Raw genomic sequence first — 25,864 nt, 5'->3', positions numbered from 1 at the left:
ATTGATCGTTGTTCTGCCTCAAACCCTTAAACTTACACGTATATCAACTATTTTCGACATCGAAAAAAAAAGCTTGAGTAACTTAACTTACATTTATGTCAGTACTGTGATCATTATTCCAGATAATCTCTGATTTGGATGAACTTCGTACTTTCACGAGCCCTTTATCGATGCCTTCAATGCAAGACCGACGAATATCGCCACAGACAAAACTGGCTGCTGGTGCTGCATCTATAGCGCATAAGTGCACCCAATGGCTACCTGGTTCACTGTCATTCATTTTCATTCCCGCATTGACTGCCATTAATAAGATATCAATGAGCTCTTGGTCATTAATCGCCGTATAAGCGCGGGGTAAGAATGGGTACTCTGCCATACCTATTTGAATATCATTATTGAGGTTGTTTTTAAGCGCATAGTTATCAACAAGTTGCTGTAATGAATCAGCTAATTGTTTAGGATCGCAACTTAACCGTGCGTTCGGCTCTATATATAAGAACATGGCATCGGAGAAGTGATAGATCCTCGCAGGCTCTAAAACTTGTTCTTGTAAATACAAGCCAAAGGCCTTTTCGGCATCTAGGCCTTGCTTATAGCCTTGCTCTAAGTAAATTCGCTTTAAGCAAGAGACTTCAAATAGCGCAAAGCGTAATCGATCACTTAGCGGTTCATTGATTATTTCGCCTAAGTGCCACTGTTCAAAGTTTGCACTACTTTGCTGAAGTGAATTTGCTAAGCGCGCATTGAGCATTCGTAAATTACGTAGACCACTACGGGGATGGGTATAATAGTCGGTACGCAGTTGCGCTAGTTGTTGCTTAAGTTGTTTATTCAGATGTTGGCGACGGAGTAATAGCAAAAGCATAAAGGCTAAAACACCAATTAAAATCATGGTGATTTTTTGCTGTTTATATAATGCTTTTTCACTTTCAAATTGCTCACGTTCCATCTCTTCTAGCTTAAGTGAGCGCTCCATCATTTTTTGTTGTTGTTTAAAGACTTCAACATTACTTCTTGCAATACTTTCTTGTTGGCCTGCATATAACTGTTCATAGCGACGCTGACTTAATAACGCGTTGTAGTAATCATTTTGCTTTTCAAAGGCTTCAGAAAGGATGGACTCACCTAAGAGTTGTAATTTGACTGCACCGATACGACTGGCTGAAATTAAACCGGCTTGAAGAGAGGTTACCGCATCATCTAGCTTGTTTTCAGCAAGCTCTAATTGGCCTTGCAATATTTGGCTTTCTGCCACAATGTTTTCATTACCCGTTTGTAGGGCTAAGTTACGTGCTTGTACGATATAAACTTCTGCTTTGGTGTAGTTGTATAAATGCAAATACACACGAGCAATATTTAGACGTAGCCGTGCTGAGAGAACATCGTGTTTAAGTTGGTTTTCTTGATCTAGTGCGTTGAAATAGTGAACCAGCGCTAAGTTATAACGCCCCTGTTGTTCATAAATAGAAGCAATTAATGTTAATGTCTTAGCTAGTTGCTGACTGCGCTTATAACGTTCGAAAAACTCACCCGCTTGGGTAGCATGATCGAGTGCTTTATCAAATACTTTTCGCTCATCAAATAACTCAGCTAAATAATAGTTAGCTTGGGCAATTTGCCCTTGATCATCCGTTTCAACCGCTAGCCAATAACCACTAAGTAGACGATCGAGTGCCATATCATAGTGGTGATGCTTTAAATAATGTTGACCCAGTTTTAATTGGTAATTAATGAGCTCGTCTTGATCATCTAACGCCACTAAATAACCTTTGGCTTTGATATACAGCTTTTCTGCTTTTTCATCAGCACCAATACTTGATTCAATGTTGGCACGTAACATTAGTGAACGATATTTAAGAACTTGTAGTTGTTTTGTTAGCTTGAGTGAGGGAGCTTTACGACTTTCAACATCAATATTATCGAGCATTTTTAATGCAGTAGTGCTATTGCGAAGGTTTTCCCAATAGAATGTAGCTAGTAATAACTGGCTTTCATATAAAGGGTAAATAAGGTTATGTTCAGTAGCGACGTTTTCAGCTTTTTTGATAACACCAATGGCTTGTTCAGAACGCTGCAAAATTGATAGCGCTTTAGCTTGAATCTGCAGTGCATTTACCGTATTTAATGGTGTTCGGATGGTATGATCACTTTCTTCATTTATATGTACTCTAGCTGGGTCTTGAGGTTTACTTAAGCGACGCTGGCTAAGGTATTTTTGGGTGATAGAAAGTGCTCGCTCAGGCTGACTAAGTAGCAAGCTGTTAGCTTCAGAAAGCATAGGGACAGTGTAGGTTTTTGCTTGCAGGCTGAAAGATATTGAGAACAAAACGATAGCAGTGCAAAACAAACGGCGAAAAAACATATCATCCCAAGACAACAAAAAACGAATAGTGTTGATTTTACTGGCTTAAGGCATCAAGTCCAGCAAAGACAGGTTTTTTGCTGGACTTAATGTTTATTTCGCTAACAGAGTCTAATTACTGGCGAGCGAGACGGAAATTATCGCTAGGTGATTTACCCATATTGGTACGATAAGGGTTAATATCTAAGCCACCACGGCGTGTATAACGTGCATATACCGTTAATAACTCGGGTTTACAGTATTTCATGATATCACTGAAAATTCGCTCAACACATTGCTCATGGAATTCATTATGATTGCGGAACGAAACGATATATCGTAGCAACTTTTCACGATTAATACGTTTGCCTTTATAAGCAATACGCACACTGCCCCAATCCGGTTGGCTGGTGATCAGGCAATTTGATTTTAATAAATGGCTATGTAGAATTTCTTCTACTTCTTCCTCATCCACACCATTTTCAAGAAGTGCAGGGTTGAAGCCATAATCCTCAATTTCGATATCTTGATCATCAATACAAGTACCAAAGAAGTTCACGATGGGTTGTTCGCTAAAATCTTCTAATGGTTGAATCGTGACGTCAACATCAGCACCTGCGCAACGTGACAGATCAATCTGCAGTGTGTCTGCAATACCTTGCCAACTTTCAAATCGTGTTTGGTTAAAGCTATTCAGGTAAAGCTTGAAAGATTTAGATTCAATCAAGTTTGGACTTGAAGCTGGTAGACGAACTTCACCAATGGCAACTTGTGGAAGACCTTTACTGTTTAGCCATGACAATTCGTACAACGTCCAAATATCATAGCCAGTGAAAGGGAGTGCATCATCACTAATATTGAGATCGGTACGGTTTAGGCTTCTCGGTACTGCTTGTAGTAGCGATGGGTCGTACTGATCTTTATACTCTGTGGTTTTACCAAGGGTTAAACCAGCTAATTCTTTAGCGTCTTTATATTTACTCATACTGTCTATGACACTCTTGGATTAGAATTGATAGTCCGTAAAAACGGTTTTCAAGTCTAAAGTTTACTGAATCTTTAATGAGGTTGCGAATGAATCATCCAGTTACCTGTGCTTTATCTGATTTTTCTTCACGTTATTTGCAAGAATGGTGTGATGTAGATCGCGGTTTTCCAGAAAGTCAGGATCTTGTTGGCTTAGATTCCCCCTGTGTTATCCATGATTCTGGCGATATGGTGACATGGAAGCCAATGCCACGAAATCCTATTGGAACGTTATCAGGGGTTGAAAAAGGGATTGAACTTGCACTACATCAAGATGTTCATGACTTTTATTGCTCACAATTTAGTGGTGATATGCGAGCGAAATTTGGTGATATTGAGTTGGATTTACTACAAGCTTTTAATGAAGATGATATTGATCGCTTACAACAAAATATTTTAGGTCATTTAGTGACACAGCGTCGCTTAAAGCTAAAGCCAACTGTCTTTATTGCAGCACTAGACGCCGAGTTTGAAGTGATCTCTATCTGTAATTTAACGGGTAATGTCTTACGAGAAACGCTAGGTAAAGATATTCGTGAAGTCTTAGCGGTTAATGTTGAAGAGTTCTTAACTCAATTAACCCCCGTAATAACAGAGGAATAAATAGTGTACGTTGTAGAGTTACAGTTTGAGTGTTTTGATAATACAACGCTATCACGTGTGGATCGTGCCATTAATGGATTAATGGATGATTTACGTTATAACGGTCAAGTGCTAGGACGTGAGTTTCCTATTACGATTGATGATGGGATTTTTCGTGTACGCGCTGTATGCCCTGAAAAAGACAGCCTGCATCCTAAATACAATAGTGAACAAGTGACGCGTTGTATTGAAAAGTTGAGTGATGCTTGTTTACTGACACCAAAAATAAAAGTGTTAGGGATTGATTTAAACTCAGAAGCGGCAGCTGAGCAGAGTAAGCCTTCATGGCAAGTACTATATACAACCTACGTGCATACATGTTCGCCGTTACGTAGTGGTGATTCATTATTGCCGATCCCACTCTATCAGACAGGTGCCCATCTTGATGGTGATTATAAAGCACTGGTTAAATGGCAAACAGAATGGCAAGCCTTTGATGAAATTCAGATGGCAAATAAGAGCCAACCTGCAATAAAAATGGCACTAGATGAAATTGGTGAGGTTGATAGTGAACTATTTTCTCGTGGTGAGAAATTACGTGCTCAGATCGAATCAGCAACCCAGATCCCTACTTATTACTACCTCTATCGTGTTGGTGGAGAAAATCTCAAGAGTGAAATAAACCGAACATGTCCCAAATGTGGTGATAATTGGCGTGTAGAGGAACCTTTACATGGTTTATTTCATTTCAAGTGCGATAAATGCCGATTAGTTTCAAACCTATCGTGGAACTATCAATAATATAAAAGGCTCCTGATATCATACAAAGGAGCCTTTTTACTATTGCTGCGCTTCTAATTTAGCTAAGCGAGTTGAAAGTGTGATGATATGTTGTTCGAGTTGAGTGATACGTTCATCAGCGGTGAGCTCTTTGGCTTGCTTTTCAATCGTTGGCATTTTGGCATTTTTTTTCCATGCTTGAAGCGCTTTGATAATAACAGGGATCGGCAGAGGAGTCGCTAATCGTGACTTTATTAAGGCAACAGAAGGTTCTTTTCCTTCTGAGGTTAAAGAACTAATTGCGTTCTCTAATTCTTGGGTAATTGTCGACATTGTTTTTAGTATCCTACATATAACAATGCATTTACTTTCTTAGTAAAGCATCAAGTTGATCAATCACTTCACACCAGTCTGCATCTTGCTCTTGGCATTCCTTTATAAATCGTCGCTGTATAGTAGAGAAAAAAGGTGCTTCAGCAATATTTTGATGTTGGGCTAACTGATGTTGGATGATGAATGATTGTATGAACTCATCTGAATTATTAAGTCCTAATTGGCTGAATAAATGAGATAAATTGTGCTGAAATTGTTCCATCATCGTTTCCTTATAATCATGACCGAGATATTAAGCAAAGTATAGTGTATTAAAACTGTCTTTTTTACTATTACTAGTGTGAGAGATCTCTTACAAGTGCGTGAGAAAATAATCTTACAAACATACTATATATCGTCATTATTTACATTATGGTATTGATCTTAAAGATTTTTTTGTAGTTATGTTTATTTTATCAAAAAATGTTTTATAAATTATTAATTGGGCATTATTGTTTTAAATAGCTAATCGCGTAATCTTATTGGTGTCGGAAGGAGCTGACAGAACGGAACAGGAATATACTACAGGATGTAGTGCTCTCAGGATGAGAGGTTGATAGGCTAGGATGGTCTATCAAACAAGGACTGTTAAGGGAACACTCTAGGATAGAGTTCGGTAAGCAGGATGTTTACTAGTCAGGATGACAAAAGGAACACTTCAGGACGAAGTAAAGGACACCTCCAGGAAGGAGAAGAGAGTCATAACAGGATGTGGTGACGGGTTAGGATAGCCAAAGGAACAACTTCAGGACGAAGCGCAAGGACAATGCTGAAGGAATCGGCAGTCAAAGGAATGAGGCAGGGAGCACTATAGTAGCGGGAATGCTGCAAGTAAGACCTAAGGGTGCGACGCAAGTCGCGCCCTCTCTTTTTGTTTAAAGGAAAATATCTTTATTCCTTTCCTTCTTTTTATACCCAAAGTTATTTTTACAGCGTGACGTATATGTCGATTTATACGTAAAAAGATTAAATATAAAAAAATATTTCAGTTTTTATATCGTTAATCTCTTATCTTCTTGTGAGAGATCTCTTACATAAGCGTGGGATATCTGTCTTTTTAGTAACATAAAATGTCTTTTTTATATTGTTAAACTACTGATTTTAAAGCTTTTTTGGCTATTAAAGTGTTTGTGTTATTTTTTAATAGAAAATAAATGTATTTTGGCATCTGTGTTTATTAAGGTGATTGGCGTAATATTATTGGCGTCGGAAGGAGCTGACAAAACGGAACAGGAATGTACTACAGGAAGTAGTGGTCTCAGGATGAGAGGTTGATAAGCTAGGATGGTTTATCAAACAAGGACTGTGAAGGGAACACTCTAGGATGGAGTTCGGTAAGCAGGATGTTTACCAGTCAGGATGACATAAGGAACACTTCAGGACGAAGTAAAGGACACCTCCAGGAAGGAGAAGAGAGTCATAACAGGATGTGGTGACGGGTTAGGATAGCCAAAGGAACAACTTCAGGACGAAGCGCAAGGACAATGCTGAAGTAATCGGCAGTCAAAGGAATGAGGCAGGGAGCACTATAGTAGCGGGAATGCTGCAAGTAAGACCTAAGGGCGCGACGCAAGTCGCGCCCGCTCTTTTTTTATGTCTTTCTGATTTTTTCATATCTCTTTTCTCTACTTCTTTTCATACGTTAATGTAACATTCAAAACCTTTCTTCCCTCTATTTTGTCTTTATTTTTATGCTATATCACTTTTTATCTCTTTATTTTGTAAGAGATCTCTTACATTACTGTGGGATTAATTCTTTTTTTTAATCGTAAAAATAGTAATTAAAAATAAATAATTATTTAATATCAGATGGTTAAATTATCAATTGGTGATTTAATAAAGAGTCTTTATTTTTCATAATCTATATATGTGTTGTTCATTATTACTAATCTAGTAGTATCTACCTTGTCGAAAGGGAACGACATTAGGATCGGAACAGCTAAGGATTAGTGTAGTGGCATAGTGAATTTGGTCACTTAGTTAGAGGTGATATCATCACTTCATACGTTAACAGGTGACACTATGACAAATCGTACAAGACGACTATTCAGCGCAGAATTCAAGCTCGAGGCTTCACAGTTAGTGATTGATCAAAATTACTCAGTGGCAGAAGCCGCCCAAGCCATGAATGTGGGTAAATCCACGATGGATAAATGGGTTCGTCAGCTTAAACAAGAACGACAAGGCAAAACGCCAAAAGCTTCGCCTATGACCCCTGAGCAAATAGAAATTCGGGAATTAAAAAAGAAGTTAGCTCGTCTTGAAGAGCATAATGAAATATTAAAAAAAGCCACGGCTCTGTTGATGTCGGACTCACTGAACAATTCTTGATGATCAAGAAACTCAAGCAGAGCTATAGCGTAAAAACATTATGCGAAGTCTTCAATGTTCATCGAAGTAGTTATAACTATTGGCTAAAGCGTCCAACAGCGATTAGGGCGGAAACAGTCAAACTTCGCAGCTTAGTTAGTGAGGCCCACGCAGCAAGCAACGCCTCTGCGGGAGCGAGGACTATTGCAGATATAGTCACAAATCAGGGTTTAAAACTGAGCCGATACCGAGCAACAAAACTCATGAGAGAGCTTGGTTTAGTCAGTTGCCAACAGCCAAAGCATCGATACAGAAAGGCTTCTCAAGAACATGTTGAGGTTCCAAATCACTTGGGCCGACAGTTTGCTGTTACCGCCCCAAATGAAGTTTGGGTTGGTGATGTTACGTATATTTGGACAGGAAATCGCTGGATGTATTTAGCGGTTGTTATTGATCTTTTTGCCCGCAAAGTGATTGGTTGGTCGATGTCTTTATCACCTGATTCCAGTCTGACAGGCAAAGCTCTTTCAATGGCTTATGAGTCGCGTGGTAAGCCGAAAGGCGTCATGTTCCACAGCGATCAAGGTAGCCACTATACAAGTCGAAAGTACCGTCAATTACTGTGGCGTTTTAAGATAAAACAGAGTTTATCTCGCCGAGGAAATTGCTGGGATAATGCACCAATGGAGCGTTTCTTTAGAAGCTTAAAGACCGAATGGGTGCCAACAGTGGGTTATCGTAGTTTTGCTGAAGCTCAACAAGAGATCATCCGCTACATTATCGGGTATTACTGTCAACTCAGGCCGCATCAATATAATGGCGGCCTAACTCCCAACGAATCAGAACGATTATATTGGGAAAACTCTAAAACCGTGGCCAATTTTAGTTGACCACTACATAGCTACCTCAGGATGAGGATAGACAGCGGAGCTGTCTAACAAGGATTGTGCAGGGAAAACTACAGGATGTAGTGAGGTAAATAGGATATTTACTGGTCTGGATGACATGGAACACTCTAGGATTGAGTAGGGATTAATCTTCATTGATGAAGTCAGGAACAGCTTTAGGATGAAGTAAAGGACACCTCCAGGACGGAAGAGAGAGTCAATATTGGAATATTGATGGGTCAAGGAACTACCGAAGAGCAACTCTAGGATAGAGTTTGGAGCTATATTGGGGACTTTAGTATATCAAGGACTGATGGCAGGGAGCACCATAGTAGCGGGAATGCTGCATGTGAAGCCATAGGGCGCAACGAAAGTTGCGCCCGTTCTTTTTTATCACTATAAAAATTAATACTCTTCACCCTCAGGAATACGATGTGGTGGAAGGTAAAAGTGGCTTGCTCGAAGCCGTTTCATTTCTAAATAACCTTGATAGGCATCATGCCCGTCGGCAGAAAACTCAAAGACAAAGATAGTACGCCATCCCCATTCTCCACGATGATCTTTGATTTTTTGCTTTCCTCTCGCAAAGCTCAGTAATTGTAGCCCCATATTTTTACAGCGTTGCTCTATAAAATATTGTGCTAACTCTGTTTGTCGTCTTTGCTGCCAAAATAAAAAACCGATGATCGCGATAAGCAGTATTCCGAATAAATTGTCCAAACTTTTATTCCTATTTTCTTATTGCCCACGAGCATGTTGCTGTAATTTCTCAATCGCGGCGACTAAAGCAGGTTCAGCTTGACCATGTAATACTTGAAGCATGGTGCCGCGTAATACAGGAAGCATGACTAAATCTGCAAATAATTGATTAAACAGTGCTTGATCGTTTGTTTCAGCAAGGCGTAATAAAAATCTTGCAGCGTTGTCTGTTGTTAATAGCCCTGACCAGCATCTACCTGCAATAGCGATTAACACTTCGCGGTGACACAATTCAGGTTGGGCTAAAATACTTTCAAGAGCTGGGGTTAATATTTTGCTATCACTGCCAGATATTGCACGGATCAACGCTGAAACTAAAAATAGATCCGGATCTTGGCTATTGATTTCAGCACTTAAATGTTCACTGATACGAGTACTTAAAGGATCAGGTAATGTACAGTGCTCTAAGCAGCCAAGTAGGGCATAAAGTGGCGTCATAGGAAGGTTTACAATTGCTTTACGAATAAAGGTAGCATTATTTTCTTGCTTCATTCGCGCACAAATATCGGCAATACCTTGTAAACCAACACCTTGCCACTGTTGCCAATCTAATTTACCGGATAAATATTGCTGAGCATGTTCGTAAAATTGGCTTGCTGGTAAATCCAATTGATGACGGATCTGGGCGTGAAAAATAGCCATCTTGTCATCAGTGGGTTTAAACGTATAAGGATTAGCAGCTAGCTTTTCTTGCTCTTCTTCAGTCGGCTCGCTATTAAGCGTTGCGCCCATCGCTTCAATCACATACTTAATGAAATCACCAACAGCCGCCTGTTTTAGTAAACCACGCTCGTCGAGTGGTAATCGAAGAAACCAGATCCACGGTGTATGTTGCGGTTGCCAAAAAGAAATGGCTATATGCGCATGTTGCTGTAATGGCCATGGATAAGGCTGGCGATTATCTTCGACTGCTTTAAATTGTGAAACATCAATTTCATTCACACGGCGGCCGAGATCAAAAATGTTGTATTGGCAGCCTGCATTATCAAGTAATTGGGTCAGGGTATGAAATTTATCCATGGTCATATCTGTGCTCCTAAGTCAGGAAGTCAGTATAACTTTTGCGGTGAGCCAAGCATACCTATTAACCAAAGGATTTATATTGGGTAGGCTAAAGGTATCAGAATCTCGATACTAAGACGCTCGAATCACTTGGGTCATCTCGTTTCAAGTGCTATTCTGCGCGGCTTACTATCAGGGGGAAAGATGGATAAATATCATCATAGTCAACGTTTACTTGAAGAATTAGAGTTGGTACTACGTCAACATTCTCATTGGCAATTAACGCCTCCTGATGAGCAGTTACTTACAAGCACCGAACCATTTGCCATTGATACATTAGATTGCCACCAATGGTTACAATGGATTTTTATTCCCAAATTCGGACAACTGATTGCTTTACAATTACCGTTGCCAACACAGTTTGAGATTAGTCCTTATATTGAAGAAGCAATGAAAGAAAAAGTAGGTGTTAACGATATTTTATCGGTCACACGTCAGCTAGATTTACTATTTAAACAACACTGAGTGAATGTAATGGAACTTGAAATTTTATATCGCGATGACTATTTGATTGCGGTTAACAAGCCTGCCGGTATGTTGGTTCACCGTTCATGGCTAGATAGTCATGAGACTGTTTTTGTGATGCAAACATTGCGAGATCAAATTGGCCAGCATGTCTTCCCATTACATCGTTTAGATCGCCCAACATCGGGTGTTTTGTTGTTTGGATTATCCAGTGAGATTGCATCACAAATGATGCCACTTTTCGCTGGGCGCGATATGCACAAAACGTATCATGCTGTTGTGCGTGGTTGGATAAAAGAAGCGGCAGTGCTCGACTATCCGTTGAAGGTTGAGCTTGATAAGATCGCTGATAAAAATGCATCAGAAGAGAAAGAAGCACAACCTGCTGTAACGGCTTACGAGCCATTAGCGACGGTTGAAACAGATATTGCAGTAGGACGTTACTCAACCAGTCGTTACTGTTTAGTTGAAATGAAACCAGAAACTGGGCGGAAGCACCAGCTACGTCGACATATGCACCATTTAAGTCATCATATTATTGGTGATGTAAATCATGGTGATGGGCGCCATAACCGCATGTTCCGTGAACATTATGATTGTCACCGTTTAATGCTGCATGCCTCGAGATTACAATTTGATCACCCGATCACAGGTGATTCTATTGATATTTGTGCAGATATTGATGAGACGTGGCATAAAGTCATGACTGCGTTTAATTGGTCCCTCAATCTATTAGTGCGAGACTAATTGAAGTTTAATTATATCTGATCATAGTGCTTGATTTTTAAGCTTATCATTGCCACATTGATGATAATTAATAGTGGCAATGGAGGGCATTATGGCTCGATTAGGTATTTTTATCGGATCTGTTTATGGTGGTGCAGAAGATCTGGCAGAAGCATTAGCAGAGAGTGCGGAGTCGATTGATACGCAGATCTATTTTGAACCTACGTTAGATGATTTTCTTGATTACAAAGATGATAATGTACTTATTATTTCATCAACAACTGGACAAGGTGAGATCCCTGAAAACTTGTTGCCGCTTTATGTTGCACTGCAAGATCAATTTCCGCTCTTACCTCAACAGCAATTTGGCGTGATAGCGTTAGGAGATTCTAGTTATGGTGAAGATCGCTTTTGCGGTGCCGGGCGTCAATTTGATGCATTATTAGCAGAGTTAGGCGCTAAACCTGTACAAGATCGCCTTGATATTGATGCGGGTATCCATTTTGAGCCTTTAGATGTCGCGAAAGGTTGGTTTGACACCTTTATTGCACAGATATAACAGAGAAAGCCTGCAGTAATTGCAGGCTTTGTTATTTTTACCCTAATACGTTATCGATTATGCGTGTTTATTGATTGTGCGTATTAGCGACGCTTCTAATACTTCTTGCTGCTCAACGCTAAGATTACAACCTTGATCATTAACCAGAATAAAGAAGTCCTCAGCGCGCTCACCAATCGTGGTGATTTTCGCTGCTTGCAAGCTAATATTGTGTTCGGCAAACACCGCTCCCACTTTGGCTAATAATCCTGGCATGTCTAACGCAACTAATTCCATCATCGTTTTCTTGCCCGTTTTGGTCGGCAGAAAGCTGACTTTAGTTTTTACATTAAAGTGTAATAGCTTACGTGGTGCTCGACGGATTTTCCGTTCAGATTTCATCACTGTTAACGCTTTGGTTAATGTGCGTCGAATGGTGGTATGACGGTTTTCATTGATCGCTTTGCCGTTAGGATCTAACACCATAAAGGTATCAAGCGTGTAACCATCTTTACTATTCATTATTTGAGCGTCATGGACACTTAAGTTCTTCTTATCTAGCTCTGAAACGACGATAGCAAAAAGCTTTATTTTATCTTTGCTATACACGAACACCTCAGTACCGCCACGGGTTGCTTTTTTACTGAGTAAGATGAGCGGTTTGTCATGATCGTGCGTGAGTAAGGCTTCAGCATGCCACGCCAGTTGTTTGTGGGTATGACGAAGAAAGTAATCAGCTTTAAAGCGTTGCCATAACACTTCAATTTCGCGAGGCTGAAAACCTTTACTACGCAACATGGCAGAAGCTAATTGTTGATTGTGACGAATACGGTCACGCACATCGGGCGTATTTTCTAAACCGCGACGTAATGCTTTTTGGGTTGAATAGTAAAGCTCGGAGAGGAGAGTACGTTTCCAACTGTTCCATAAGTCTTGATTAGTGGCACAGATATCTGCAACGGTTAGGCAGACTAAATAGTCCAGACGCTCTTCATCTCGTACTTCTTTAGCAAATTCAGTGACGACTTCGGGGTCGTAAATATCGCGACGTTGTGCGGTTACTGACATGAGAAGGTGCTTTTTAACTAGCCATGAAACAATATTTGCTTCTGGTCGTGATAGCCCATGTTGGATACAAAATTCATAGGCATCGACAGCACCTAGTTCAGAGTGATCGCCTTTTCGACCTTTGGCGATATCGTGAAAAATAGCCGCCAGAATTAATAACTCTTTCTTAACTATACGGGGATAGATCTCACAGCAAATCGGGTGACGTTGTTGATTTTCTGGATCGCTAAATTTATTCAGGTTTTTGATCACACGAATACTGTGTTCATCGACGGTATAAACGTGAAATAAATCAAATTGCATTTGGCCAACAATGTGGCTCCATTGCGGTAGATAAGCGGATAATACGCCGTGACGATGCATCAAGCGAAAGGCTTTTTGTAAGGCGTTTGGTTGTCGGACCAACTCCATGAACTTTTCACGAGCAGTTGGGATTTCAATTAAGAAGAGATTCAACCGCCGACGAGCGATACGTAATTGGCGTAATGTGGGGGCTCCAATACCTTCAATCTCAGAGTTTTTTGCGACATGAAGAAACATGTCTAAAATAGTTTCAGGGCGCGCTTGGAATAGAGCAGGCTTGGTGGCTTCAATTAAATGCCCCCGAATTTGAAAGTCCTCATCAAGTACTGTGGGCGCGGTATCTTTTTGTTGGGTAATAATCGCTTGTTCGAATAGCTGTAGCAGCATTTTATTAAGTTCGGCGACTCGACGAAGCGTGCGGTAGAACTCTTTCATCATCATTTCAACATGGCGATTACCTTCACCTTGATAACCTAAGTTGTGAGCCACTGATGCCTGATGATCAAAGGTAAGGCGATTATCATAACGACGAAGTTCGATATGTAATGCAAAGCGAATTCGCCACAGCTCATTTTGACATTCAACCAGTTCACGATATTCAGCATCAGTTAAAAAACCATGGCGACTCATTTCAAATAAGCTGGTGGCGCCAAAATGTCTGCGTGCAACCCAACTTAAGGTATGAATATCTCGCAGTCCGCCAGGGCTTGATTTTATATCAGGTTCTAAATTGTAGGTGGTATCGTGATAACGAGCGTGACGTTTTTTTTGTTCTTCTAACTTGGCTTTATAAAACGTATGACTTGGCCAGAAAGCTCCATCATTAATGGATTCAATAAGGTGATTATAGGTGCCTTTATTTCCGCATAAATAACGGGCTTCGGTTAAGTTTGTTGCAACGGTTAGGTCATCTTTGCCAACATCAACGCATTCAGCAACAGTACGGACACTTTGTCCCACTTCTAATCGTAGATCCCACAGTAGTGTAATAAACTCACTGACTTTTGCGCCAATCTCATCGCTAATAGGTTGCTCACTTAAGATTAAAATATCGACATCCGAAAGGGGATGAAGCTCACCACGCCCATAACCACCTACGGCAACAAAAGCTAAGTCTGATTGCTGTGAAAATCCGTAAAAATGCCATAAACGTTGTAGAAGTTGATCTATATAGTTACTGCGGGCTGAAACTAGATCGGCAATAGGGACATGCTGAAAAAAACATTCTTTTTGTTGTTCTGCAAAGGTGGTTAATACATTACGTAAATTATCGAGCGTGATGTCTTGATCAAGGTAGCTATCAAGTTTAAGAGAGAGGGTATCCGTCATGGCAGTCCGTGCTATTGCTAAATCTTATCTTTACTATAACGACTACCAATGAGGAACAACATGTATAGGGGGAAAAAAACCGACACAGAAGGTCGGTTTTTATAATCTTGTTAACGAAGTCGTTATGTTATGCGTTATGCATAAGGCGTTGAAGTGTTTCTTCTGGACGAAGGGTTAAAATTTCACAACCATCTTTTGTCACTAGCAGGGTATGTTCCCATTGCGCTGATTTCTTACCATCGACTGTGTAAACCGTCCAACCGTCTTGGTCATCAGATTCACAACCGAATTTACCGGCGTTGATCATTGGCTCGATAGTGAAGCACATGCCTTCTTTTAGCACGGTACGGTCGTTGTTTTTGTAGTGAACTATTTGCGGTTCTTCGTGGAACTCATTACCGATACCGTGACCACAATAATCTTTAACAATAGAGAAACGGCTATTACCAGATTTGATAAATTTCTGAATAGCGGTACCAATATCACCTACGCGTGCACCTGGTTTTACTTTTTTAATGGCTAAGTAAAGGCTTTCTTGTGCCACACGACATAGACGCTTGTCTTCAAGAGAGACTTCACCGACTTCAAACATTTTTGATGTATCGCCGTGGTAACCATCTTTAATAACGGTTACGTCGATATTAATAATATCACCATCTTTTAGTACTGCAGGCTTAATGTATTTACCATTTGCTTCTGGTACTTCTTCATCAGCTTGTGCTGGAATGCCGTGACATACTACGTGGTTAATTGAAGTACATACTGATTTTGGAAAACCATGGTAATTCAGTGGTGCTGGAATCGCTTGCTGATCTTTAGTGATGTAGTCATGACAAATACGGTCAAGCTCTTCGGTAGTCACACCAGCTTTAACGTGGGGTTCGATCATTTCTAGCACTTCAGCAGCCAAACGGCCCGCAACGCGCATTTTTTCAATTTCTTCAGCCGTTTTGATCTTAATGCTCATATAATCGTCTCTATTTGTATGTTTTGCTATAGCACTATATTACCAGTCGCTTAGGGTTAATGGAAAGATAAGATTCATTCTCATAACCAGATTTGACTAGATTTAGCGCCTAAATCTGTGGTATAAAGCGCGCCGTGATCGGTAATTTTGTTTCTTTCGATAACATATATTTTTACGTAAGTACTAATATTAGGTACGAAGGTGCGACTTGATTGAGTCACACACACTTATTTTATTATTCACACATATCGACACATCTGCCGGGGTGCTCGGTTACCTTATGAGGTAACAATAGCTTTAATAGTTATTATCGGGTCGGTTTTAAGATGGGATATGTGGACGCCTAACCCCATAGAGGATTATTCAATGGCAACTGTATCAATGCGCGACATGCTTCAGGCTGGTGTACACTTTGGTCACCAAACTCGTTACTGGAATCCAAAAATGAAGCCATTCATTTTCGGTGCTCGTAACCGTGTACATATCATCAACCTAGAAAAAACTGTACCAATGTTCAATGCAGCACTAGCTGAAATTGAAAAAATTGCAGCTCGTAAGGGTAAAGTTCTTTTCGTTGGTACTAAGCGCGCAGCTAGCGAATCAATCAAAGAAGCAGCAATCAGCTGTGACCAGTACTACGTAAACAACCGTTGGTTGGGTGGTATGTTGACTAACTGGAAAACTGTTCGTCAATCAATCAAGCGTCTTAAAGATCTTGAAGCTCAATCTACTGATGGTACTTTCGAGAAGCTAACCAAGAAAGAAGCGCTAATGCGTACTCGTGAAATGGAAAAGCTTGAGAAATCACTAGGTGGTATTAAGAACATGGGCGGCCTACCAGACGCAATGTTCGTAATCGGCGCTGACTGTGAGCACATCGCAATCAAAGAAGCTAATAACCTAGGTATCCCAGTATTTGCTGTTGTTGATACTAACTCTGATCCAGACGGCGTTGATTTCGTTATCCCAGGTAACGATGACGCAATCCGTGCGATCCAGCTTTACACTGGTGCTGTAGCTCAAACTGTTAAAGAAGCTCGTAACCAAGATATCGCTGTTCAAGCTGAAGAAGACGGTTTCGTAGCTGAAGCTTAATAAGTACTTGTTACTTACCGAGCATCTTAAGTTACCTTGTGTAAACTAAGAATGGTTACCAGGGGCCGATAGGGCCCCTGATTTTTACTCGAAGAATTAAATCTGAGGATTATGACAATGGCAACAGTTACAGCTGCCCTAGTTAAAGAACTGCGTGAGCGTACTGGCGCAGGTATGATGGATTGTAAAAAAGCGCTTGTAGAAGCTAACGCTGATATCGAGCTTGCAATCGAAAATATGCGTAAGAGCGGTGCTGCTAAAGCTGCTAAGAAAGCGGGTAACGTAGCAGCTGAAGGTACTATCATCATCAAAGAAGCTGCTGGTAAAGCTGCTCTTGTTGAAGTTAACTGCCAAACTGACTTCGTAGCTAAAGATGGTAGCTTCCTAGCATTCGCTAACGAAGTTGCTGATGCAGCACTTGCTGGTCACAAATCAGTTGAAGAACTTCAAGCACAATTCGAAGAAACACGTATCGCACTAGTTGCTAAAATTGGTGAGAACATCTCTATCCGTCGTGTAGATTTCATCGAAGGCGAGAATGTTGCTGCATACACTCACGGCGCTCGTATCGCTGTAGTTGTTGCTGGTAACGGTGACGCAGAAACTCTTAAGCACATTGCAATGCACGTTGCTGCATCTAAGCCTGAGTACGTGAACCCATCTGACGTTCCTGCTGAAGTTGTTGCTAAAGAGCGTGAAGTTCAAGTTGAAATCGCTATGAACGAAGGCAAGCCACAAGCTATCGCTGAGAAGATGGTTGAAGGCCGCATGAAGAAGTTCACTGGCGAAGTTTCTCTAACTGGTCAAGCTTTCATCATGGAACCAAAGAAAACTGTTGGTGAAGTACTAAAAGAAACTGGTGCTACAGTAACTAACTTCATTCGTCTAGAAGTTGGTGAAGGTATCGAGAAAGCTCAAGAAATGAGCTTTGCAGAAGAAGTAGCAGCTGTTCAGAAGGGTTAATCCTTCTTTATAAGAATGCCAAAGACCGTAGCCAAGGCTGCGGTCTTTTTACAACTCCATATCTCAAGTTAGCCTGGAAGGTAAAACACATGACCACAAACCCAAAACCAACTTATCAACGAATTTTGCTTAAGCTAAGTGGTGAAGCACTACAAGGCGAAGAAGGTTTCGGCATTGATGCACAAGTTCTTGACCGTATGGCTCAAGAAATCAAAGAACTCGTTGAACTGGGTGTTCAAGTAGGCCTAGTTATTGGTGGTGGTAACTTATTCCGTGGTGCTGGCCTTGCAGAAGCAGGTATGAACCGAGTTGTGGGCGACCACATGGGTATGCTAGCAACTGTAATGAATGGCTTAGCAATGCGTGATTCTTTGCATCGTGCCTATGTGAACGCTCGAGTGATGTCTGCTATTCCTCTCAATGGTGTTTGTGATAATTACAACTGGGCTGATGCAATTAGCCAGTTACGCCAGGGCCGTGTAGTGATTTTCTCTGCAGGTACTGGTAACCCATTCTTCACAACAGATTCTGCGGCATGTCTGCGCGGTATCGAAATTGAAGCTGATGTTGTGTTAAAAGCGACCAAAGTGGACGGTGTTTACACAGACGATCCAGTTAAGAACCCAGATGCAGTACTTTGTGATAAACTAAGTTACCAAGATGTGCTTGAAAAAGAACTAAAGGTAATGGACTTAGCTGCCTTTACACTTGCTCGTGACCATAATATGCCAATTCGTGTCTTTAACATGAATAAGCCAGGCGCACTTCGTCGCGTCGTGATGGGTGAGCAAGAAGGGACGCTAATCACTAACGCTTAAGTACAAGTGAGCAACTGATTAATTAAGAAAGTAGTTTTACTTTTTTACTGTGACCGAATTATCAAGGGTATTTATTGTGATTAACGAAATCAAACAAGACGCGCAAACGCGCATGGAAAAAAGTGTTGATGCACTACGAAACCAATTAGTAAAAATCCGTACAGGTCGTGCTCACCCAAGCCTACTTGATACGATTCATGTTGAGTACTATGGCGCGAACACACCGTTAAACCAAGTGGCAAACGTTGTTGCTGAAGATTCGCGTACTCTTGCTATCACTGTATTTGACCGTGAATTAGCACCAAAAGTAGAAAAAGCGATCATGATGTCTGATTTGGGTCTAAACCCAATGTCTGCAGGTACTGTGATCCGTGTTCCTCTTCCACCGCTTACAGAAGAGCGTCGTCGCGATCTTGTTAAAATTGTACGTGCAGAAGCAGAGCAAGGTCGTGTTGCTGTTCGTAACATTCGCCGTGATGCAAATGCAACGGTTAAAGGTCTATTAAAAGACAAAGAAATTTCTGAAGATGATGATCGTCGTGCGCAAGATGAAATCCAGAAATTAACAGACGATGCTATTAAGAATATCGATGCAGTTCTTGAAGTAAAAGAAAAAGAGTTAATGGAAGTTTAAAACTTTATTCGTTAAGTTTTAAATGGCTAGAGGCGCTGTGCGTGCAGCACGGCGCTTTTTTTTGAGGGATAGAGATGGCAGAGCATTCAATCGAGGCTGGGCTTTCGGCAGATTGTCTTCCTAACCACATTGCTGTGATTATGGATGGCAATGGTCGTTGGGCAAAAGCCAAAGGCAAAGCTCGGGTGTTTGGTCACAAGGCTGGCGTAGAAGCCGTGCGAAAAACAGTCTCTACTGCTAATCGTCTTGGTATAAAAGCATTAACACTATTTGCTTTTAGTAGTGAAAACTGGCGTCGTCCCGAAGCTGAGGTTTCACTATTGATGGAGCTCTTCATGACGGTATTAAGTCGTGAAGTAAAAAGGCTACATAAGAATAATATTCAATTACGTATTATTGGTGATAAGCGTCGTTTTAGTCAGCGCTTACAAGATAAAATTTCAGCGGCAGAGAAATTAACTGCTGATAATACAGGCATGGTATTGAACATTGCAGCAAATTACGGCGGGCAATGGGATATTTTAGAAGCGGCTAAAAAGCTAGCTCAGCATGCGATTGATAATGAGCTTGATCTCGCAACCGTAACGGAACAAGATTTAGAGTCAGGGCTCTCAACGTATGGGTTACCAGAGGTTGATCTCTTGATCCGTACTAGTGGTGAGTGCCGAATTAGTAACTTTATGCTTTGGCAGACAGCTTATGCTGAGTTATTTTTTACAGAAGAACACTGGCCTGATTTTGATGAATCAAGTTTTTTGAATGCAGTTGCTTGGTTCGTGACTCGTGAGCGCCGTTTTGGCTGTACTGGCGAACAAATACAAGCATTGTTAAAATAAGAGTTATTATTTTTCGCCAATGCACAGTGATGTGTGTTGGCGTTATTATTTACAGTGAATATGGCCTTTGCCTATACAATAATTATATAGAGGACGCAGTTTGCTAAAGCAACGAATTATTACCGCATTAATCCTCGCACCACTGGTTATAGCGGGGATCTTTTTCTTACCATTTCCAGCCTTTGTTGCAGCCATTGCGGCAATAACATTAGTGGGCTTTTGGGAATGGACACAGTTTGTTAATACATCATCTCGCATTAGTGCAATGATTCTACCTGTGATTGCATTAGGAGCTAGCCTAGTGTTATTACCAGTAGATACAGCGTCTCTTTCGGCGATGAGTAATGGGTTACATGGCGTGTTATTAGTCGGCGGAATATGGTGGCTAATGGCATCTATATTAGCGATTACATATCCTAAAACTGATAAATTATGGGCATCTAATTCTTTTGTTAAACAGATTTTTGGCTTGTTAACACTACTCCCGTTTTTTTGGAGTATTTTAATGTTACGTGCTGTAGATTACAGCATCGATTCGTATCATGGTGCTAAACTTGTACTACTGGTTTGTTTCTTAGTTTGGTCTGCAGATACTGGCGCATATTTTTCAGGTAAGCGTTTTGGTAAGCATAAAATGGCGCCAGCCGTTAGCCCAAATAAAACGATTGAAGGTTTAGTGGGTGGGGTGATTTTAGCTGTAATTATTACTTGGCTAGGTGCAAAACTTCTTTCTATCCCGTTTATCTCAATTTCAAGCTTGTTATCGATAGCTATTATTACTGTTGTTATCTCTGTACTTGGTGATTTAGTTGAAAGCATGTTTAAACGTGCTTCTGGCGTTAAAGATAGCGGTAACATATTGCCCGGACATGGTGGCATTTTAGATCGTATTGATAGCCTAACCGCAGCAATACCTGTTTTTGCCTTACTTTATCTCTGGTTAATGTAAGCCACCTCTTTTCTAAGGCAGCCATTACGCTGCCTTTTTTGTAAATGTAAGTGATTTTATGCGTAAGTTAACGATCCTAGGAGCTACGGGCTCAATAGGTAGCAGTACTTTAAATGTCGTTGCTAAAAACCCTGAGCGATTTGAAGTAGTAGCACTTGCTGCAGGTTCAAATGTTGAAAAAATGTTTGCGCTTTGTCAGCAATGGCGACCGAAATTTGCTGCGATGTTTGATACTCAAGCTGCAGCAGAATTGATGACGTTGTTAAAGCGGCAGGAAATTGCTACAACAGTGCTTGCTGGCGAGCAGGGTGTTTGTGAAGTAGCAGCACTTGATGATGTAGACACTGTTATGGCGGCGATTGTTGGCGCAGCAGGCTTATTACCAACTATGGCAGCAGTGAAAAAAGGCAAACGTATTTTACTTGCTAATAAAGAAGCGCTGGTAATGACAGGACAAATGTTCATTGATGCTTGTGAACAGTATGGCGCTGAATTATTACCAGTTGATAGTGAGCATAATGCAATTTTTCAATCATTGCCGACAAATATTCAGCAGCGTATGGGACGTTGTGATTTATCAGCATCGGGCGTGAGCAAAGTGTTATTGACAGGCTCCGGTGGTCCGTTTCGATACACTAATATTGTAGAGTTAGATGATGTGACACCAGCAATGGCAATTGCTCATCCTAATTGGTCAATGGGGCCAAAAATCTCTGTGGATTCAGCCACAATGATGAATAAAGGTCTAGAGTATATTGAAGCACGCTGGTTATTTAATGCCAGCCGCGAGCAAATGGATGTCATTATACACCCGCAGTCTGTTATTCACTCAATGGTGCAATATAAAGATGGTTCTGTTATTGCGCAAATGGGATTACCCGATATGCGTACGCCGATCGCTTGTGCAATGGCATACCCTGAACGTGTCGATGCAGGTGTAGCTCCGCTTGATTTTAGTCAAATTGGTGAATTTACTTTTATGAAACCAGACTTTGATCGTTATCCATGTTTAAAGCTTGCCATTGATGCGTGCTATCAAGGGCAAGCGGCAACAACGACGTTGAATGCTGCTAATGAAATGGCTGTTGCTGCATTTTTAGCGAGTGAAATTTGTTTTACAGATATTGCTAAAGTGAACCAAAAAGTGCTAGAAATAGCCGTGCTTGTTGAACCTCACAATATTGCTGAGGTAATGGAAATAGATAAACAAGCGCGTCAACTTGCTTCAGATGTCATCACCAAGGAATTTGCATGATTGAATTTATCCGCAATTTAAGTGCTTTTTTAGTTGCTCTAGGAATATTAATTGCAGTCCATGAGTTTGGTCATTTTTGGGTTGCTCGCCGTTGCGGTGTATACGTTGAACGCTTTTCTATTGGTTTCGGTAAGGCACTTTTCCGTCGTAAAGGAAAAGACGGAACAGAATATACATTGGCAATGATCCCATTGGGCGGCTATGTAAAAATGCTTGATGAGCGGGTAGAAGAAGTTCCCCTTGAAAAGCGTCATATGGCGTTTAATAACAAAAAACTTTGGCAACGAAGTGCAATTGTTGCTGCAGGTCCTTTAGCTAATTTTATTTTTGCCATTTTTGCATATTGGGTTGTGTATCTAATCGGGGTCCCTGCGCTAAAGCCATATATTGGTGAAGTGGCTCCACAATCTATCGCGGCACAAGCAGGAATTACACCTGGAATGGAACTTAAATCTATTTCAGGAATCGAAACATCAGATTGGGAATCAGCCAATATGGCAATGATTTCTCATATTGGTGATAAGAGTATGGTGATCACAGCGACAGAGCCTGACAGTAATGTCATCGTGACGCGCACTTTAGATCTATCTCATTGGTCTTATGATCCTGAGTCTGAGAAAGTACTAAAAACATTAGGTATTACGCCTTATCGACCTAAAATTACGTTAAATGTTGCGCAATTGGTTGATAATAGTGCTGCAGTAGATGCAGGATTTAAATTAAATGATAAGATTGTAGCAATTGATAAAAAGCCTGTAACTGAATGGCAGCAGTTTGTTGATGCGGTGCGTATGCACCCTGAGCAACCGCTTTCAGTTGAAGTGTTGCGAGATGATGAACCTGTGATGTTATCATTAGTTCCTCGTAGTAAGGTTGAACCAGATGGTAATCAAGTTGGCTATGTAGGATTAGCGCCTGAGATTGAACCGTGGCCTGAGTCTTATAAAGTAAACTTGCAGTTTGGTCCAATTGAAGCTGCGGTTAAAGCAACAGAAAAAACTAAACAATTAGTGACGTTGACTTTTGATATGGTCACTAAACTATTTACAGGTGATGTTGCAATTAAAAACCTCAGTGGACCGATATCCATTGCAAAAGGTGCAGGAATGACCGCCGACTTTGGTCTGGTCTATTTTCTCGGATTTTTAGCACTGATAAGTGTCAATTTAGGTATAGTTAATTTGTTACCGCTTCCTATATTGGATGGAGGACATTTAATGTTTTTCGCCATTGAAGCTGTAACCCGTCGTCCTGTATCAGAACGAATTCAGGATATTGGCTATAGAGTGGGATCAGCCGTTTTGGTTGCGTTAATGGCCGTTGCGCTATTCAATGATTTTACCCGTCTTTAATAATGCGTTTTTAGCAAGGAATAATCAGAACAGTAATGGCGATTAAAAAACTGTTGGTCGCATCGCTGCTTTTAACCAGTAGCGTTGCGCATAGTGCGGAAGATAAATTTGTAGTTGATAACATTCGTTTTGAAGGACTTCAGCGTGTCACGTTAGGTGCTGCATTGTTAAAAATGCCAGTCCGCGTTGGAGATACTGTTGATCAACAGGATATTTCAGAACTGATAAAATCACTTTACTCTTCTGGCAACTTTGAAAATATTAGAGTATATCGTGACGGCAATACGCTTCAGATCGATGTAACAGAGCGTCCTACAATTGCTGATATTACTTTTGCAGGTAACAAAGCAATCAAAGCTGAGCAGCTAAAAGAAAATTTAGATGCATCAGGTTTGCGTGTGGGTGAAGCGCTTGATCGTACAACGTTACGAAAAATTGAAAAAGGGCTAGAGGATTTCTATTACAGTGTTGGTAAATACAACGCAACGGTAGAAGCTGTTGTTACGCCTCTGCCTCGTAATCGTGCTGATATTAAATTTGTTTTCACTGAAGGTGTGTCTGCAAAAATTAAGCAGATTAACATTTTAGGTAACCATGTTTTCAGTGATGATGAATTACGCAGCAAGTTTACACTTAAGGACGACGTGCCTTGGTGGAACTTCATGGCGAATGAAAAATATCAAAAACAAGTATTACAAGGCGATTTAGAAGCGCTACGTTCTCAATATTTGAATAATGGTTATTTGAAATATCGACTCGATGATACACAAGTGTCTATTTCACCGGATAAAAAAGGCGTGTATATCACTCTTAAAATCCATGAAGGCCATCAGTATAAAGTTAAGAACGTACAGTTCCGTGGTGATGTTTCAGGTCGTGCTGCTGAGTTCGATAAGCTGGTAACATTTAAGACTGGCTCTGTTTATAACGGCGCTGCTGTTACATCGCTAGAAGAAGCGGTTAAAAGTAAACTTGGTGAAGCAGGTTACGCTTACCCGAAAGTGACAACATATCCAGAGTTTGATGATAAGACCAATGAAGTATCATTGGTTGTAAATGTTGAGCAAGGTAAACGTATGTACGTTCGTAATATCGAGTTCCGTGGTAATACTAATACTAAAGATGAAGTTTTACGCCGTGAAATGCGTCAAATGGAAGGTACTTGGTTAAATGCGAAGAAGATTGATACAGGTAAAAAACGTTTAAACCGTACCGGTTTCTTTGAAAATGTCGATGTACAAACCGTACGAGTACCTGGTTCTGATGATCAGGTTGACATTAAGTACAACGTGAAAGAGGCCAATTCTGGTAGTGTTAATTTCGGTGTTGGTTTCGGTACTGAATCAGGTATTAGTTTCCAAGCTGGTTTGACCCAAGATAATTTCTTAGGTACGGGTAATCGTTTTGGTATCAATGCTATGACGAATGATTACTCTAAAAACATTAGCCTTGAGTACAACGATCCTTATTTCACGATTAATAATGTCAGTCTTGGTGGTAAGATCTATTATAACGAGTTTAAGGCATCTGATGCCAATATCTCGGATTATACCAACCAAAGCTACGGTACTAGCTTAACGTGGGGCTTCCCATTTAATGAGTTAAACTACTTTAACTTTAGTTTGGGTTACGATCATAATAAGATCTCTGATGTGGCTGATTCCTACCAAGTTAGTCAATTTAAGCGCGCGCATGGATTTAATTTAGATCCAGATAGTACGATTGAATTGGATGATTTTAGTTGGACTATTGGTTGGACGCGTAACAACTTAAATCGAGGGTATTTTCCAACCTCAGGTAATCGCCAAGATTTATCATTTAAGATGACAATCCCTGGTTCTGATTCACAGTACTTTAAAGCGCAGTACAATGTGCGTCAGTATATTCCTTTAACGGAAAAACAAGATTTCAGCTTATTACTACGTGGTAAATTAGGTTACGGTAACGGCTACGGCACAACGGATAATGGTAGTGATCAGCTAATGCCATTCTACGAAAACTTCTATGCGGGTGGTTTTAGTACCATTCGTGGTTTCCGTTCAAATACTGTCGGTCCTAAAGCAATATATCGTTCAGGTAGTCAGGGTAACAACCCTAGTTGGGTTAATAGTGATGATGCAGATGGTGGTAACGCGATTGCGCTTGCAAGTATGGAGCTGATTGTTCCAACGCCATTTGCTTCTGATGAGCTGAAAAATCAAATACGTACTAGCTTCTTTGTTGATGCAGGTAGTGTTTGGAATACAGAGTATCACCCAGCAGGTACTACAAATAATATACCTGATTACTCTGATCCAGGTATGATCCGAGCTTCTGCCGGTGCAGCTTTACAGTGGATGTCACCAATGGGTCCACTTGTATTCTCGGTTGCGAAACCAATCAAGAAATATGAAGGGGATGATGAGGAATTCTTCACATTCACAATTGGTCAGACATTCTAATTTTGA

General features: G+C 40.7%; 23 protein-coding genes. 15 read left to right on the top strand and 8 right to left on the bottom strand.

Translation table 11 applies throughout. The features are described from left to right. Positions 1-82 precede the first annotated feature (82 nt). Both SKA34_RS19075 and queF read right to left on the bottom strand, forming a co-directional pair. Positions 83-2,362, bottom strand: a complete 2,280-nt coding sequence (locus tag SKA34_RS19075) for a tetratricopeptide repeat protein (RefSeq protein WP_006647150.1) — start codon at positions 2,360-2,362, stop codon at positions 83-85. A gap of 115 nt (positions 2,363-2,477) precedes the next feature. Next, positions 2,478-3,326 (bottom strand): NADPH-dependent 7-cyano-7-deazaguanine reductase QueF, encoded by an 849-nt coding sequence (queF, locus tag SKA34_RS19070; RefSeq protein WP_006647149.1) that lies wholly within the window; start codon positions 3,324-3,326, stop codon positions 2,478-2,480. Positions 3,327-3,415: 89 nt separating this feature from the next. Between queF and syd the strand changes: the two genes are divergently transcribed. Together syd and SKA34_RS19060 are read left to right on the top strand one after the other, a co-directional pair. Beyond that, positions 3,416-3,970 (top strand): SecY-interacting protein, encoded by a 555-nt coding sequence (syd, locus tag SKA34_RS19065; protein WP_006647148.1) that lies wholly within the window; start codon positions 3,416-3,418, stop codon positions 3,968-3,970. Between the two features lie 3 nt (positions 3,971-3,973). Beyond that, positions 3,974-4,750, top strand: coding sequence for a Zn-ribbon-containing protein (locus SKA34_RS19060; protein WP_006647147.1), 777 nt, complete (start codon positions 3,974-3,976; stop codon positions 4,748-4,750). Between the two features lie 39 nt (positions 4,751-4,789). Here the strand turns inward: SKA34_RS19060 and SKA34_RS19055 are convergent, their stop codons facing one another. Together SKA34_RS19055 and SKA34_RS19050 are read right to left on the bottom strand one after the other, a co-directional pair. Then, positions 4,790-5,062 carry a hypothetical protein gene (locus SKA34_RS19055; protein WP_006647146.1) on the bottom strand — a complete coding sequence of 91 codons (273 nt, stop codon included), beginning with the start codon at positions 5,060-5,062 and terminating at the stop codon, positions 4,790-4,792. Positions 5,063-5,093: 31 nt separating this feature from the next. Then, positions 5,094-5,327: a DUF2789 domain-containing protein gene (locus SKA34_RS19050; RefSeq protein WP_369750687.1), complete on the bottom strand. Its 234-nt coding sequence runs from the start codon at positions 5,325-5,327 to the stop codon at positions 5,094-5,096. Positions 5,328-7,123: 1,796 nt separating this feature from the next. Here SKA34_RS19050 and SKA34_RS19040 point away from each other — a divergent pair. Then, positions 7,124-8,301 (top strand): IS3 family transposase gene (locus SKA34_RS19040; protein WP_086004105.1). Its coding sequence is split into 2 segments (ribosomal slippage): positions 7,124-7,382 and positions 7,382-8,301, totalling 1,179 coding nucleotides; the frame shifts between segments, so codons are not numbered across the junction. A gap of 402 nt (positions 8,302-8,703) precedes the next feature. On the opposite strand, the gene SKA34_RS19035 is transcribed toward SKA34_RS19040, so the two are convergent. Then, the gene (locus SKA34_RS19035) at positions 8,704-9,018 is read right to left on the bottom strand and encodes a DUF3301 domain-containing protein (protein WP_006647144.1); all 315 of its coding nucleotides are present in this window, start codon (positions 9,016-9,018) and stop codon (positions 8,704-8,706) included. 18 nt (positions 9,019-9,036) lie between these two features. Beyond that, positions 9,037-10,077 (bottom strand): DUF3549 family protein, encoded by a 1,041-nt coding sequence (locus tag SKA34_RS19030; protein ID WP_039861006.1) that lies wholly within the window; start codon positions 10,075-10,077, stop codon positions 9,037-9,039. 186 nt (positions 10,078-10,263) lie between these two features. On the opposite strand from SKA34_RS19030, the gene SKA34_RS19025 reads away from it, so the two are divergent. From SKA34_RS19025 to SKA34_RS19015, 3 genes are all read left to right on the top strand, one after another. Further along, positions 10,264-10,584, top strand: a complete 321-nt coding sequence (locus tag SKA34_RS19025) for a YqcC family protein (protein WP_006647142.1) — start codon at positions 10,264-10,266, stop codon at positions 10,582-10,584. A 9-nt stretch (positions 10,585-10,593) separates the two neighbouring features. Then, entirely contained in the window at positions 10,594-11,331 is a 738-nt protein-coding gene (truC, locus tag SKA34_RS19020; RefSeq protein ID WP_006647141.1) for a tRNA pseudouridine(65) synthase TruC, read from the top strand. A 91-nt stretch (positions 11,332-11,422) separates the two neighbouring features. Beyond that, complete coding sequence (locus SKA34_RS19015) at positions 11,423-11,869, top strand: flavodoxin (protein WP_006647140.1); 447 nt, start codon at positions 11,423-11,425, stop codon at positions 11,867-11,869. A 57-nt stretch (positions 11,870-11,926) separates the two neighbouring features. Here the strand turns inward: SKA34_RS19015 and glnD are convergent, their stop codons facing one another. Beyond that, the gene (glnD, locus tag SKA34_RS19010) at positions 11,927-14,548 is read right to left on the bottom strand and encodes a bifunctional uridylyltransferase/uridylyl-removing protein GlnD (RefSeq protein ID WP_006647139.1); all 2,622 of its coding nucleotides are present in this window, start codon (positions 14,546-14,548) and stop codon (positions 11,927-11,929) included. A 127-nt stretch (positions 14,549-14,675) separates the two neighbouring features. Further along, positions 14,676-15,515, bottom strand: a complete 840-nt coding sequence (gene map / locus SKA34_RS19005) for a type I methionyl aminopeptidase (RefSeq protein WP_006647138.1) — start codon at positions 15,513-15,515, stop codon at positions 14,676-14,678. Between the two features lie 366 nt (positions 15,516-15,881). On the opposite strand from map, the gene rpsB reads away from it, so the two are divergent. From rpsB to bamA, 9 genes are all read left to right on the top strand, one after another. Then, a complete protein-coding gene (rpsB, locus tag SKA34_RS19000) occupies positions 15,882-16,610 on the top strand; it encodes a 30S ribosomal protein S2 (RefSeq protein ID WP_006647137.1) in 729 nt (242 codons plus the stop codon). A gap of 117 nt (positions 16,611-16,727) precedes the next feature. Beyond that, a complete protein-coding gene (gene tsf / locus SKA34_RS18995; RefSeq protein WP_006647136.1) occupies positions 16,728-17,573 on the top strand; it encodes a translation elongation factor Ts in 846 nt (281 codons plus the stop codon). Between the two features lie 89 nt (positions 17,574-17,662). Further along, positions 17,663-18,391, top strand: coding sequence for a UMP kinase (pyrH, locus tag SKA34_RS18990; protein ID WP_004998455.1), 729 nt, complete (start codon positions 17,663-17,665; stop codon positions 18,389-18,391). Positions 18,392-18,467: 76 nt separating this feature from the next. Beyond that, positions 18,468-19,025, top strand: a complete 558-nt coding sequence (gene frr, locus SKA34_RS18985; protein ID WP_006647135.1) for a ribosome recycling factor — start codon at positions 18,468-18,470, stop codon at positions 19,023-19,025. Between the two features lie 74 nt (positions 19,026-19,099). Further along, positions 19,100-19,861 carry an isoprenyl transferase gene (locus tag SKA34_RS18980; RefSeq protein WP_006647134.1) on the top strand — a complete coding sequence of 254 codons (762 nt, stop codon included), beginning with the start codon at positions 19,100-19,102 and terminating at the stop codon, positions 19,859-19,861. A gap of 100 nt (positions 19,862-19,961) precedes the next feature. Then, positions 19,962-20,810 carry a phosphatidate cytidylyltransferase gene (locus SKA34_RS18975; RefSeq protein WP_006647133.1) on the top strand — a complete coding sequence of 283 codons (849 nt, stop codon included), beginning with the start codon at positions 19,962-19,964 and terminating at the stop codon, positions 20,808-20,810. Between the two features lie 58 nt (positions 20,811-20,868). Continuing rightward, on the top strand, positions 20,869-22,065 hold the full coding sequence (gene ispC / locus SKA34_RS18970; RefSeq protein WP_006647132.1) for a 1-deoxy-D-xylulose-5-phosphate reductoisomerase: 1,197 nt from the start codon (positions 20,869-20,871) through the stop codon (positions 22,063-22,065). Continuing rightward, positions 22,062-23,417 (top strand): sigma E protease regulator RseP, encoded by a 1,356-nt coding sequence (rseP, locus tag SKA34_RS18965; protein WP_006647131.1) that lies wholly within the window; start codon positions 22,062-22,064, stop codon positions 23,415-23,417. The genes ispC and rseP overlap by 4 nt, the downstream gene beginning before the upstream one ends. Positions 23,418-23,452: 35 nt before the next feature. Continuing rightward, entirely contained in the window at positions 23,453-25,858 is a 2,406-nt protein-coding gene (gene bamA, locus SKA34_RS18960) for an outer membrane protein assembly factor BamA (RefSeq protein WP_006647130.1), read from the top strand. The last annotated feature ends 6 nt before the right edge of the window (positions 25,859-25,864 follow it).

This window comes from Photobacterium sp. SKA34 (genome assembly GCF_000153325.1).
Lineage (GTDB): Bacteria > Pseudomonadota > Gammaproteobacteria > Enterobacterales > Vibrionaceae > Photobacterium.
Note: the sequence above shows the minus strand (reverse complement) of the source record. Positions and strands in the feature narration are given on the sequence as shown.